The organism is Peptoclostridium sp. AF21-18, from assembly GCF_003478825.1.
Lineage (GTDB): Bacteria > Bacillota > Clostridia > Peptostreptococcales > Peptostreptococcaceae > Peptacetobacter.
In genome coordinates, this window is sequence record NZ_QUGE01000007.1 from 65,822 (window position 1) to 79,608 (window position 13,787).

General features: G+C 30.8%; 15 protein-coding genes. 13 read left to right on the forward strand and 2 right to left on the reverse strand.

The window, feature by feature from the left end; translation table 11 throughout:
• The first annotated feature begins 16 nt into the window (after nt 1-16).
• The 13 genes from DWX74_RS05035 to DWX74_RS05095 all read left to right on the forward strand — a co-directional run bounded on the left by DWX74_RS05035 (nt 17) and on the right by DWX74_RS05095 (nt 11,758).
• Nucleotides 17-1,342, forward strand: coding sequence for a PocR ligand-binding domain-containing protein (locus tag DWX74_RS05035; protein WP_118548996.1), 1,326 nt, complete (start codon nt 17-19; stop codon nt 1,340-1,342).
• Entirely contained in the window at nt 1,335-2,327 is a 993-nt protein-coding gene (locus DWX74_RS05040; protein ID WP_243412052.1) for a response regulator, read from the forward strand. The genes DWX74_RS05035 and DWX74_RS05040 overlap by 8 nt, the downstream gene beginning before the upstream one ends.
• Nucleotides 2,328-2,357: 30 nt before the next feature.
• The gene (locus tag DWX74_RS05045; protein ID WP_006439333.1) at nt 2,358-3,224 is read left to right on the forward strand and encodes a hypothetical protein; all 867 of its coding nucleotides are present in this window, start codon (nt 2,358-2,360) and stop codon (nt 3,222-3,224) included.
• Nucleotides 3,225-3,341: 117 nt separating this feature from the next.
• The gene (locus tag DWX74_RS05050; protein WP_118548998.1) at nt 3,342-3,977 is read left to right on the forward strand and encodes a phosphate propanoyltransferase; all 636 of its coding nucleotides are present in this window, start codon (nt 3,342-3,344) and stop codon (nt 3,975-3,977) included.
• A 16-nt stretch (nt 3,978-3,993) separates the two neighbouring features.
• A complete protein-coding gene (eutJ, locus tag DWX74_RS05055) occupies nt 3,994-4,803 on the forward strand; it encodes an ethanolamine utilization protein EutJ (RefSeq protein WP_118548999.1) in 810 nt (269 codons plus the stop codon).
• 7 nt (nt 4,804-4,810) lie between these two features.
• Nucleotides 4,811-6,223: an aldehyde dehydrogenase family protein gene (locus DWX74_RS05060; RefSeq protein WP_006439336.1), complete on the forward strand. Its 1,413-nt coding sequence runs from the start codon at nt 4,811-4,813 to the stop codon at nt 6,221-6,223.
• A gap of 242 nt (nt 6,224-6,465) precedes the next feature.
• Complete coding sequence (locus DWX74_RS05065) at nt 6,466-7,200, forward strand: DNA alkylation repair protein (RefSeq protein ID WP_118549000.1); 735 nt, start codon at nt 6,466-6,468, stop codon at nt 7,198-7,200.
• Between the two features lie 64 nt (nt 7,201-7,264).
• Nucleotides 7,265-7,687, forward strand: coding sequence for a DNA-binding protein (locus DWX74_RS05070; RefSeq protein WP_118549001.1), 423 nt, complete (start codon nt 7,265-7,267; stop codon nt 7,685-7,687).
• A gap of 75 nt (nt 7,688-7,762) precedes the next feature.
• Nucleotides 7,763-8,437 (forward strand): response regulator transcription factor, encoded by a 675-nt coding sequence (locus DWX74_RS05075; protein WP_006439339.1) that lies wholly within the window; start codon nt 7,763-7,765, stop codon nt 8,435-8,437.
• Complete coding sequence (locus DWX74_RS05080; protein ID WP_118549002.1) at nt 8,424-9,659, forward strand: sensor histidine kinase; 1,236 nt, start codon at nt 8,424-8,426, stop codon at nt 9,657-9,659. Before DWX74_RS05075 ends, DWX74_RS05080 begins: the two co-directional genes overlap by 14 nt.
• Nucleotides 9,660-9,833: 174 nt before the next feature.
• Nucleotides 9,834-10,151 (forward strand): thioredoxin, encoded by a 318-nt coding sequence (gene trxA, locus DWX74_RS05085; RefSeq protein ID WP_118549003.1) that lies wholly within the window; start codon nt 9,834-9,836, stop codon nt 10,149-10,151.
• Nucleotides 10,152-10,321: 170 nt separating this feature from the next.
• Nucleotides 10,322-11,194, forward strand: coding sequence for an NAD(P)/FAD-dependent oxidoreductase (locus DWX74_RS05090; protein ID WP_330415629.1), 873 nt, complete (start codon nt 10,322-10,324; stop codon nt 11,192-11,194).
• A 186-nt stretch (nt 11,195-11,380) separates the two neighbouring features.
• Nucleotides 11,381-11,758 carry a NifB/NifX family molybdenum-iron cluster-binding protein gene (locus DWX74_RS05095; RefSeq protein WP_118549004.1) on the forward strand — a complete coding sequence of 126 codons (378 nt, stop codon included), beginning with the start codon at nt 11,381-11,383 and terminating at the stop codon, nt 11,756-11,758.
• Nucleotides 11,759-11,799: 41 nt separating this feature from the next.
• On the opposite strand, the gene DWX74_RS05100 is transcribed toward DWX74_RS05095, so the two are convergent.
• Nucleotides 11,800-12,255 (reverse strand): hypothetical protein, encoded by a 456-nt coding sequence (locus tag DWX74_RS05100; protein ID WP_006439344.1) that lies wholly within the window; start codon nt 12,253-12,255, stop codon nt 11,800-11,802.
• Between the two features lie 74 nt (nt 12,256-12,329).
• A complete protein-coding gene (locus DWX74_RS05105) occupies nt 12,330-13,595 on the reverse strand; it encodes an SLC13 family permease (protein WP_118549005.1) in 1,266 nt (421 codons plus the stop codon).
• Nucleotides 13,596-13,787 lie beyond the last annotated feature (192 nt).

Below are 13,787 nucleotides of genomic sequence, written 5' to 3' on the forward strand. Positions count from 1 at the left end.
TAAAAAGGAGACCGTTATGACTACTAATAGTAAATCTATAAATATTTCAATAAATGAAAAATATCTGGAAGGAAAAGAAGATAACTTTGATATTATATCTATATTTGGAAGAAAGAACTTAGACGAAATACAGAAGATAATTTCTGATGTTACAGGACTTGCCTTTGTAACTGTTGACTATAGAGGAGAGCCAGTATCAGAGCCAACTAAGTTCTCAAACTTCTGCAGAAAGATGAGAACAGATAAAAATAAGCGGACTTTATGCAAGCTATCAGATGCATCTGGTTCAATAATAGCAGCTACAACAAAACAGACTAGCATATACTTTTGTCCATGTGGTCTTTTAGAAGTTGCTATACCTATAATAATTAATGATAAGTACTTAGGTGGATTTATCGGTGGGCAGGTAAGATGCCTTGATGCTCCAGATTCAGTTATGAGACTTAGTAAGAATATGATTCCTGGTGGTGCAAATATACCAGATACAGAAATAAGAGCTGAAAAGACAAAAGATGTCGATATTAGCGATTTAAAAATATATTCATATAAAGAGATCGTTTCAATAGCGAAACTTGTAGAGCTTATAATAAACCAATTAACAAAACAAGAACTTATTTCTGGTCATAATCAAAAGAAGAACTTAACTAGAATCAGCGAGCTTGAAGATAAGATAAAAAGACTAGAGTATCAAAATAATTCATTAAAAGAAAAGGTAGATACTTTAAAAAGAGATAACAATCTGTTTTTCATGAGAAATACTTTTAATATGATATCAAATCTTGCAGTTATAGAAGATGCTTCAAAAACTAATGGAGCAGTTCTAAGATATTTAGATTTTATAGAGAGTGGATTAGATATTGACGAGAATAAGACTATTAGAGATGAAATAAGAAAGGTCGAAAAATTTATAAAGCTTAATAAGATTAGATATTCAGATAGACTTGATTATAATATAAAATTTGAAAAAGATGTATTGGATATAAATATACCGTATTCTTTGATACTGCCATTTGTATATGCAGGAATCTATTATACTTTAAACACTGAAGATATAGATCTTATGATAAATATAAGTATATCAAAAGTAGGTAAGGATATAGAAATCCTAGTAGAAGATAATGGAACTGGGCAGGCTATAACAGAACTAGAAAATGTTTACAAAATTTACGGTGGAAATCATGAAGGAAATGAAATCGTAAAATCTATTGTAGATGTTCAAAAGTTTATGACTGATACATTTGGAACAGAGTATAGAATAAACACTGAAAGGATCAAAGGAAAAGGAACAAAGGTATACATTAAATACCCTATAAACTTTGATGAAGGTTTTGATTATGTATAAAATACTTGTAGTAGATGATGATGAATTAATGAGAATATCTATGACGAAAATCATTTCATCAGTAGATGGTTTTCAAGTAGATTATATTGCTAAAAATGGAAGAGAAGCAGTTGAAATCTGTAAAAACAATCAGGTTGATATAATTTTTATGGATATAATGATGCCTGTAATGAATGGTATAGATGCAACAAGAGAAATACTTTCAATAAATCCAAAAGCAAACATATACATTGTCAGTAGCTACCAAAGTTTTGAAATGGCGAAATCAGCTATTAATAGCAAAATTAAACGGTATTTTGTTAAGCCAGTTAATCCAAAGATGATAGTAGAAATTTTAAATAATCATAAAGAAGATAATGACAATAAAGAAAATATTATAGCCAAAAGAATTTTTGATACGATAAGTGAAAAAGATTTTATGAAGGGATATGAAATGATAGATGAACTAGTTGATGAGATATATGAAATAAGTAAGGATAGTGATTTGAGAACAGTTGTTAAAGAAATATCTGATAAAGTCTTTATTTCAATCTTTCATGAAAGAGATTATAACTTTGAAGAAATTAAGAACAAGTTTAGTATATCTGACAAGGCTGTACTTGATAAAAGAATGCTTTCAATATGGATATTTAAGATAATGGACTACATTTTTGCTGAGATTAGCTCATCTAAATATGCTATTTTAAAGAATGTATTTAAATATATCGATAATAAAATCGGAGAAGATATTTCTTTAAAAGATATAGTAAAAGACTGTAATATAAGCCAGGGTTATTTAAGTAGAATTTTCAGAAAAGAATTAAACATGACGATAATGAATTATATACATTTAAAGAAAATAAATCTTGCGAAAGAATACTTATGTATGACCGAAAAAAGTGGTGCAGAAATATCTTTTGAAGTTGGATACAATGAATTTAGTTATTTCTGCAAAGTTTTTAAAAAGTACGAAGGTATGACGATTTCTGAATATAGAAATGTGTAGGGTTCATAGTCGCTAAATAAGGAGATCAATATGGACTTAAATTTATTAATTGCAGCCTTTGGTGGTGGAGTGATCGGAGCAGCTTTTGGAGCAATTCCAGCATTTATAATAACTGGGATACTTGCTATAGCAGGTGGTCTTATAGCAATGGCAGGTATTCCAGAGTTATCAGTAGGTAGTATAACATTTGGTGTATTCTGGGGACCACATATAGCATTTACAGGTGCAGCTGCAGCAACAGCAGTAGCGGCATTAAAAAGACATAAAGTTGAATCATCAGGTGATGTATTAACACCACTTTACACAACAAAAGATATACCAACACTTTTATCTGGAGGAGCTTTTGCGGTAGTAGGATTTTTATTCTACACATTATTTACAACAAAATTATCTTTCCTTCAGACTGATGCCCCAGGAGCTTCAGTATTCTGTACATTAATGTTATGTAGATTAATAATAGGAAAAACAGGACCTGTAGGTTCATTAAAAGAAAAAAGAGACTGGATACCTAAAGCTGAATCAGGAGTATTTGTTGATTTAATACTTGGAGCTGCATTTGGTTTAGTAATAGGTGCAGTTGGATATGTAATGAATAGCTTAGGAATATCACCTGAAGCAATGGCATCTTATCCAGTAGTATGTTTCGGAATAAGTGCAGCATCACTTATATTCTTACAGGCTGGATTTGGAATACCAATAACACATCACATATCTTTCCCAGCAGCGCTCGCTTATGTATTATCAGGTAATATACTTGTAGCAGTTTTAGTTGGTGCTATAAATGCTGTTGCTTGGCATTTTGCAGGAAACATAATAAATACAAACGGGGATACTTACATAGACCCACCTGCTACAGTAATAATGATATCAGTAGCGCTTATAAATCTAATATTCTAATAAAAAGGGATACTGTATTAGAATATAGACGCTTTTAGAATAACAAATAGAATGAAAATTCTGAATTAAAGACAGTATGAGAACTGTTAAAAAAATACGATGAAAACGAGGGATACCATGAAACAGGAAGAATTAATAAACTTAATATGCAAAAGAGTAGTGGAAAAATTAAATGATTTAGAAGCATATAAGATCCCAATCGGTGTTTCAAATAGACATGTCCATCTGTCAAGAGAGCACTATGAAATTCTTTTCGGGAAAAATACTGTGCTTACTAAAAAAGTAGATCTTAAACAGCCAGGACAATTTGCGGCTAATGAAGTAGTTACAATAAAAGGACCAAAAGGAGAATTTAAAAAGGTTAGAATTTTAGGTCCATTTAGAGATAAATCACAGGTAGAAATATCTGTAACAGATTCATTTAGATTAGGAGTAAAACCTATGATAAAAGAATCTGGACAATTAGAAGGAACTCCAGGAATAGAAATAATAGGGCCAGAAGGGTCAGTAACACTAGAATGTGGAACAATAGTTGCATTAAGACATATACATATGACTCCAGAAGATGCAAGAAGAATGGATGTAAAAGATGGAGATTTAGTAGATGTGCAGCTTATGGGACCTAGAAAGGCACTTCTTTCTAATGTACTAGTTAGAGTTTCTGATAAATATAAATTAGAAATGCACTTAGATATGGACGAAGCAAACTCAGCGTTCATAAAAAATAATGATATAGCAATACTTAAAAAGTAGGTTACTGGAGGTAGTTATGTATAAAAACAGTATTCTTGATGAATTAGACGAATTGATAAAATCAGAAAAAACAGCTGAATATAAATTACCACTTAGATGTGGTGTGGATTTAGGGACTGCAAATATAGTTATAGCGGTTGTAGATGCAGATGGCAAACCTGTAGCTGGGATAGTTAATGAATCTAAAGTTGTAAAAGACGGAATCGTTGTTGACTATGTTGGAGCAATAAAGAACTTAAAGAAAATGAAGGCCGAATTAGAAGAAAGACTTGGTACTGAGCTTATCAATGCAGCTACTGCAATACCACCAGGAATACTTGTAAAAAATGCTAAAGGTTTCGTAAGTGTAGTTGAAGGAGCAGGCTTCGAGGTAACTAACATAGTTGACGAACCTACAGCAGCAGCCACAGTAATCGGAATAAAAGATGGAGCAGTAGTTGATATAGGCGGTGGTACAACTGGTATAAGTGTATTAGAAAATGGTGAGGTAATATTTACTGCGGATGAGCCTACTGGAGGAACACATATGACACTTGCTGTTGCAGGTTATTATGGTGTGGACAAAGCAGAGGCTGAAAAAATGAAAAAAGATAGATCTCATCAATCTGATATATATTCAATAGTAGTGCCAGTAGTAGAAAAAATGTCTACAATAGTAAAAGGCTTTTTAAAAGATCATCCAACAGATACTGTTTATGTAGTTGGAGGAGCAAGTCTATTTGATGATTTTGAAGAAACTTTCAATAAAGTAACAGGTGTAGAATGTATCAAAGCAGAAAAAGCACTTTTAGTAACACCATATGGGATAGCGCTTAACTGTAAGTAATGGAGGAATGAAAATGGAATTAGATTTAATACAGGAAATGATAAAACAGGTACTAGAAGAAATAAAAGAAGAAGGTGTAGAAGTTTCTTCTAAGGAAGAATACGGATACGGTGTATTTGATAGCATGGTAGAAGCAATAGATGCAAGTGAAAAAGCTCAGAAAGAACTTTTTGAATGCTCTGTTCAGCAGAGAGATAAATTTGTAGATGCTATAAGAGCTGAAATTCTAAAAAAAGAAAACTTAGAAATGATATCTTATGATGCTGTTGAAGAAACAAAAATAGGTAGAGTAGAAGATAAAATAATCAAAAATAGAGTAGCTGCTGAAAATACTCCAGGTACAGAAGACTTAAAAACAAGAGCTATAACAGGAGAAGATGGACTTACTATAGAAGAATATTGTCCATTTGGAGTAATAGGATCTATAACACCAACTACTAACCCTACAGAAACATTAATAAACAACTCAATATCTATGATAGCTGGAGGAAATACAGTAGTATTCAGTCCTCATCCAAGAGCTAAAAAAGTATCTATAAAACTTGTAAAAATGATGAATAAAGCTTTAGAAGAAGCTGGAGCACCAAGAAACTTAATAACAATGGTAAAAGAACCATCAATAGAAAACAGTAAAATAATGATGGAAAGCCCAAAAGTTAGATTATTAGTTGCAACTGGTGGACCAGCAATAGTAAAACAGGTACTTTCTGCAGGTAAAAAAGCTATAGGAGCAGGAGCAGGAAACCCACCAGTAGTTGTAGATGAAACAGCTGATATAGAAAAAGCAGCAAAAGATATAGTATCAGGAGCAAGCTTTGACAACAATGTTCCATGTATAGCTGAAAAAGAAGTATTCGCAGTTGAATCAGTAGTAGATCAGTTAATATACTACATGAAGAAAAATGGAGCATACGAAATAACTTCTCCAGAAGTTTTAGAACAGTTAGACAAAGCTGTATCTAAAGAAAATGGAAAACCAAACCCAAGCCTAGTAGGTAAATCAGCAAAAGAATTACTTGCATTAGTAGGAATAAATGTAGATGATGATGTAAAACTTGTAATAGCAAGAACAAATAAAGACCATCACCTAGTTACAGAAGAAATGTTAATGCCAATACTTCCAATAGTAAGTGTATCTGATGTAGATACAGCAATAGATTGGGCGTACGAAGCAGAAGCAGGAAACAGACATACTGCTATAATGCACTCTAAAAATGTTGATAAACTTACAAAAATGGCTAAAAAATTAGAAGCAACAATATTTGTAAAAAATGCACCTTCATACGCAGGAATAGGTGTAGGCGGAGAAGGACACACTACATTCACAATAGCTGGACCAACAGGAGAAGGTATAACTTCAGCTAAATCTTTCTGTAGAATAAGAAGATGTGTAATGAGTGAAGCATTAAGCATAAGATAGTTAGCTCTTACCCCATAAATTAATTTAATAGATATAAAAATGCGTACTCTTTTTAGGGTACGTATTTTTTATGTTTTAATATTAACAAATTACATTGTAGCCATAATTTTAGAATGTTATAATGATGTATATACTAAAATACATAGTAAATACACATAGATAATTTATAATGATTATATAAGAAAAATATTGTTATTTTATAAAATACTCTAAAGTATAGTAAAGGCCAAAGGAGAAAAATAATGGGCGAAGTAATTTGGAACAAAGAAACTTATAACGAACTTATTGTAAATTTAAAAAATAATGCAGATGAAAAGTACAGAGATTTTACTTTAAACCTTAATCCTGGCAAAGAAAAAATTATCGGGATAAGAATTCCAGAGCTTAGAAAAAAAGCAACTGAAATTTCAAAAGGAGATTGGAGAAAATTCTTAGATATATCATATAAAAATGATAATGGATATATAGAGGAAGAGTTTATTAGAGGGCTTGTAATTGGAAATGTTAAAAACTGTGATATAGAGGAATTTATAGACTATGTAGATGATTTTATAGGAAGAATTGATTCTTGGTCTGTAAATGATACATTTTGTTCATCTCTTAAAATAACTAAGAAAAATATGGATAGGATGCACACATTTATTTTAGATAATTTAAAATCTAAAAATCCATGGAGAAAGAGATTTTCTATCGTTATGCTTATGGACTATTATCTATCTGAGGAGTATTTAGATGAAATTTTTGATATTTGTGATACTATAAAAGACGACGAGTACTATTATAAAATGGCAGTTGCATGGTTGTTATCGATGTGTTTTGTCAAGTTTAGAGATAGAACTATGGCATACTTTACTAGTTGTAATTTAGATGATTTTACATATAATAAAGCTTTACAAAAGACTAGAGAATCTCTTAGAGTTAGCAAAGAGGACAAGGAAACTTTAAAAGAGATGAAAAGAAAAACTGTAAAGATGTAAAATAGTAAAGTTATAATAAAGGATTGGAAATTATAATATAAAAGAATTTGAAAGAGGGAGAAAGATGGCAAGAAAGAAAAAAATAGATGAAAAAGAGCAGCAGGTTTCATTTGCATCTTTAGCTGAAATAGAAGAAACTGCTCCTAAAGAAGAGAAAAAAACTACAAAGAAAAAAACTGCTCCTAAAAAAGATAGGAAGATAAATATCACACAGGAGGATATGGATAAGCTTTGTGAGGTGTATGACTGGTATTTAAGTGTTAAAGACACAATAAGTTACAATGCAGCCACAGAAGAAGACTCTAAAAATAAAGATGTTGTAATCGAGGAAACAGAGCTTAAAGATACTAAAAAAGCATACTTAAATATAGATAGACAGACTTGGGAAGACTTCGATGTGCTTTGTAGTAACTGTGGATTCAAGAAAAATGAAGTTCTTACTCAGATAATAAAAGATTTCTTGAGAGAACATAGAAATTTATTCTAAGAATTATTCTGAAATATAGATTAACATAATATTATTATGTTAATAAAATAAAAAGTAACTAAAGGAGGATACAAAATGAAAATTCTTGCAGTAGAGGACAATAAGACTCTTTTAGACAGTATAATAGAAGAATTATCTAAGCATTTTGATGTAGAAGGATGCGAGGATGGAGAAGAAGCTCTATATATGATAGAGCAGGATATATATGATTTGGTTGTTCTAGATCTTATGCTGCCTGGTATGAATGGAATGGAAATATTAAAAAATGCTAGAAATAAAGGAATAGATACACCAGTACTAATTCTTACAGCAAAAGAGGCTTTAGACGACAAGGTAGAGGCATTCCAGACAGGAGCCAATGATTATCTTACGAAGCCATTCTACATGGAGGAGCTTGTAGCTAGAGTATATGCGATACTTAGAACAAATGGAAAACTAACTGAAAAAACAGGACTTCAGTTTAAAGATATGTACATAGATACCTCAGAAAAAAGAGTATTTATAGGTGATGAGGAAATAACATTACAGAATAAACAGTACAATCTTTTAGAGTACTTTGTAATGAATAGAGGCGCAATATTACTTAAAGAGCAGATTTACGACAGAATATGGGGAATAGATTCTGATGCTACAATAGAAATTGTTGAAGTATATGTCAGCAATCTTAGAAAGAAGCTTAGTAAATTCGGATATGATAAATATATAAAAACAAAAAGAAAAGTAGGATATATATTAGATGAAGATAAATAAGGACGTTTTTGCTAAGACAAAGAAAAAGCTTTTAAGAATTAATATGCTTGTCGTTATGTGCTTTTTATGTATGTTGCTGGCGTTTACAATGGTTTACTTTAGATATATCACTTACAGTAATATAGATAAAGAAATTGGTCAGGAGTTTAAACATATTGTAACACAACTAGATAACAGCGAGTACGAGCCTATAAAACTACTTGATCCAAAAGATATGGTTTATATTTATGAAAATGGAAGAATAAAATATTATACAGAAAATGATTATTTTGATAAAATTCTTCCAGAAAGAAAGAGCGATACAGACGAGGTGTTCACAAAATACAGGGAAAATGGACATTTCTTCAAGGAATTGAATATAAATGTTGGAGATTATCATATACAAATTATTAGAAATATAGATTCAGAGATGTTTTCTATATCTAAATTGATATCCATTATACTGTTTTTAGGTATAATTTCTCTGATATTTATATATATGATATCTCTTTATCTTACAAAAAAGGCTCTAGTCCCTATAGAAACAGCATGGAAAAATCAAGCTAAATTTATACAAGATGCATCTCATGAACTGAGAACACCTATAACTATAGTTTCCTCAAAGCTAGAATCACTTCTTAAAAAGCCAGATAGTACAATAGGAGATGAAGCTGAAACGGTTGCAATCGCTATGAAAGAAACTAGAAGACTTAAAAAGATGGTAAATGATTTATTATCTCTTACAAAAGAGGATGGAATTGTTCAGCTAAATAAAGAAAGTTTTGATTTAAAAAATCTTATTGACGAGATAACAGAAGACTATTTTGACATAGCTGAATATCAAGATAAAGGATTCTCTTGTGATATTTCTGCTGATAAAACCGATGTATATACAGATAAGAATAAATTTAAACAGATTCTAAGAATTTTTATCGACAATGCCTTTAAATATACTAAATCTGGAGATTCAATAAGTGTTATTGTAAAAGACGACGATGAAGATGACGACAGATTAATTGTATCTGTAAATGATACGGGTATTGGTATTTCAAAAGAAGACATACCAAACCTTTTTGATAGGTTCTTCAGAAGTGACAATGTTAGAAGCAAGGATATAGATGGTTCGGGAATAGGACTTTCTATAGCAGATGTTACCGCTAAGAATATAGGTGTAGATATAGGAGTTACATCTGAGTATGGAGAAGGAAGTAGTTTCTTTATAAAAATTAAAAAGAAATATTAAAAGTTATACTATAACTGCTAGTTAATTACATTGCTAGTAGTTATTTTTATTTTATTTTAAAAAATATAAAATATTTTCAAGAAAAATGTTAGAAGAGATATAAAGCGGGTATTATAGATAATGTAAATCAAATAAAAATTAAAAATTAAAAATAAAAATTTGGAGGGAAATAAAATGGCAAAAATTATAAATACAGCAGAATTTAGAGATAAAGTAGAAAATGGAAGTGGAGTAGCAGTAGTAGATTTCTTCGCTACTTGGTGTGGACCTTGTAAGATGTTAGCACCTGTATTTGCAGAAGCAGGAGAAGATATGAAAGAGGAAGCTACTTTCTATAAACTAGATATAGATGAAAGTTTAGAAATAGCTCAGCAGTTTGGAGTATCTTCAGTTCCAACTATGATAGTTTTCAAAGATGGGAAACCTGTTGACCAGATAGTAGGTTTCATGCCTAAAGATAGATTAATAAGCAAAATAAAAGCAAGCTTATAAAAAATACATAAAAGATAGATAAAAAAGATATTAAGTAAATTCAGACATAAAAATTAACCATTACAGAATATAAAGATAAGTGATTTCCAGTTAGATTTTATTGGAATGATACTTATCTTTAATTCTATAAAGAAAAAGATGGATAATCGTTTTAAAAAAGGGTGATATTAATGAGATACGATATAGCGATAATAGGAAGTGGTCCTGCAGCATTATCAGCTGCAATAAATGCAAAAATAAGAAATAAGAGTATAATTGTATTTGGATCAAAAAATTTAAGCAATAAATTAGTGAAGGCTCCAGTTGTGGATAATTACTTAGGATTTTCTAATGTAACAGGAATTGAGCTTATGGAAAGCTTTAAGAAACATTTAGACAATATGGATATAGAGATAATAAATAAAAAGATAAATAACGTATATGCTATGGGAGATTATTTTGCGCTTATGTCAGGGCAGGAGATGTTTGAGGCAACGACTGTAATACTTGGTACAGGGGTGGAATTTACAAGAGCTATAGAAGGTGAAGAGAAGTTTTTAGGAAGAGGAGTAGGATACTGTGCTACTTGTGATGCGCCTCTTTATAAAGGTAAAACTGTAGCTATAATAGGACACACTCCAGATGCAGAGGAAGAGGCAAACTATATAGACGAAATAGCAGAAAAAACTTACTATATACCTGTGTATGATATAGAAAAGACTACAGGTGCAGGAGATATAAGTGAAAATATTGAAGTTATATCTAGTAAAGCTGTTAAAATAGAGGGTGAAACTCATGTAAATAAGCTTGTCTTAAAAGATAGAGAGATAGATGTGGATGGAGTATTTATCCTTAAAGATAGCGTATCACCTGGAGTTTTAGTACCAGGACTTGAAATAGAAGGAGCACACATAAAAGTAAATAGAGATATGAGTACTAATATAGCAGGATGTTTTGCAGCTGGCGATTGTACTGGTAAACCATACCAGTTTATGAAAGCAGCTGGAGAAGGACAGGTTGCAGGACTTAGTGCAGTATCTTATTTAAGTAAACTTGATAAGTAAAAATAAAATCAGAATAATCAAATAATTGGCTATGCTATAGTCAATAGATTGATATAAATTTTACTATCGATAGATACTAATTAAACAGATTAGTTTACATAGAAAATTATATATAAAAATTTACAGAGTTGATTAATTCTGATATGATAAATTAATAAGATAAATATAAAAAGGAGAAAAATAATTATGAAAATATGTTTTCCAGTAAAAGAAGATAAAGGATTAGATAGTGTACTATATGTACACTTTGGTACTGCGCCAATATTTATAGTATGTGATACAGAAACAGGTGAGTTTGAAGCTGTTGAAAATGGACATTTAGATCCTGCAACAGGTAAGCACCCAGAAGGGCAGTGTAACCCAGTAAAAGCTCTTAACGGAGCAGTTGTAGACGTAGCTGTTGTAGCAGGAATAGGAAAAGGTGCTATGATGAAACTAGGTGAAGCTGGTATAAGTGTATATCAGGGTAACTCATTATTAAATGTAAAAGGAAACCTAGATATGATAAAAGAAGGTAAGTTAATATTATTCGATATAAACAAAACTTGCTTACATCATCACTAAGATAATAAAAAAGCCCTCCAGTTTGTACTGGAGGGTTATTTTTATAATTCTTTTGCATTACTTTCTATAGCATCAACAGTTGTGCTGATGTCGTCAAGTTCTCTGTTTAGAGTATCCATATCTTCACCGTCTACGTTGTAGTTTAAGAAAAGATATTCTATTGTGTCAGTCATTTTATTGACTTTGTTTGTTATTTCTAAGAATTTTTTAAAGTTAGTACTATTTTTAGCATTTTTGAATTTCTTTAAATCCTTAGTTATGAAAGTTACTACTTCTATTTCAGTTTCGAATACACCCTCTGAAATTGGATATGGGTTTATTCTCTGAAGGAAGTATTTTCCTTTTTTATTTATATTGTAGCAATAAGAAACCTGAAGGTCTTCGTCTATATCAAACTCTATAAAGTATAATATACCTCTTACTTTTTTAATTTCTGTTGCCCCAAGCTGTCTAAGTAGAAGCTCGATTGAATCAGCTTCAAAAGTATTTAAATCCATATAAATCACTACTCCTTTAATAATATTATATAACAATAATTAAGATTTTCAAAATAATAAAATACTATCTATTACTAGAAAACTATAAGTAGGTATGCAGTTGATATAATTACTGATAATATCATTAAAGGGAATCCTATTTTTATAAAGTATCCGAAAGTTATAGGATGACCATGTTTTTCACTAACTCCCGCTAATACAACGTTGGCAGATGCACCGATAAGTGAACCATTACCACCAAGACAAGCACCAAGAGAAGTAGCCCACCATAATGGTGTTACATCTATTCCGTTAGCCTGCATTGTTAAAATAAGTGGTATAAGTGTTGCAACGAAAGGTATATTATCAAGGAATGCTGAAATTATAGCTGATAACCATAGTATTATCATTGTAGTAGCTACTATGTGTCCTTCTGTAGCATTTATTATTAACTCTGCTAAAGATCCTATTACTCCTGACTCAACAAGACCTCCAACTACTATGAATAAACCTACGAAGAAGAAGATAGTAGACCATTCTATACTTGCAAATATTTCATCTACATCCTGTTTTCCTATTAAAAGCATTATAACCGCACTTGTAATAGCTACAACACAAGATTCTATTCCTAAATTAGAGTGGAAAACAAATCCAACTAATGTGAATATTATCATAACGATACTCTTTTTAAGAAGAGCTCTATCCTGAATTGATTTTTTCTCATCAAGATTCATTATAGTTTCTTTGGCTGCCTCATCTACTACAAGCTTATTTCCATAAATAAATTTAAAGCAGATTATAGTAACTGCTAGTATAACTATAACTACAGGTCCTAAGTGTGTTAAGAAATCTACGAAACTAAGACCTGCTGCACTACCAATCATGATGTTTGGTGGGTCCCCGATAAGAGTTGAAGTACCACCGATATTAGAAGCTAATATCTGTGTCATTAAGAAAGGTACAGGATTTACTCCTAATAGCTGAGTTACAACTATTGTCATAGGTCCAATAAGTAATACTGTTGTAACGTTGTCTAATACCGCTGATAGAACTGCTGTAACTATCATGAAATAAATCATTATCTTCCAAGGATCACCCTTTGTTTTTTTTGCTGTCCATATTGCTATATACTCGAATAATCCAGAGTTTTTAATAACAGATACGAAAAGCATCATACCGATAAGAACACCTATAGTGTTGAAATCAACGTGTTCAAGTCCTTTATCTAATGTAAGAATACCAGTTAATACCATTAATATAGCTCCAGATAGAGCAGCTACTGTTCTATTTATTTTTTCTGATATTATTGCTGCCATTACACATACAAAGATAAGAATTGAAATTATCTGCTGAAAATTCATAATAAATCCTCCTGTGTAAACTATTTTTATTAATGCTAATTAAAAAATTAATTTTTTTAGTAAATAGTATAGATTGGGTTAACTATTTACATTTAAAGTTATTGTTTAAAACTTACGCAAGAACAGAATCTATCATAGTACTTTTCAAATGATAATTCAATAGTTTTTATAGATAAATATTTTTTAAACAAA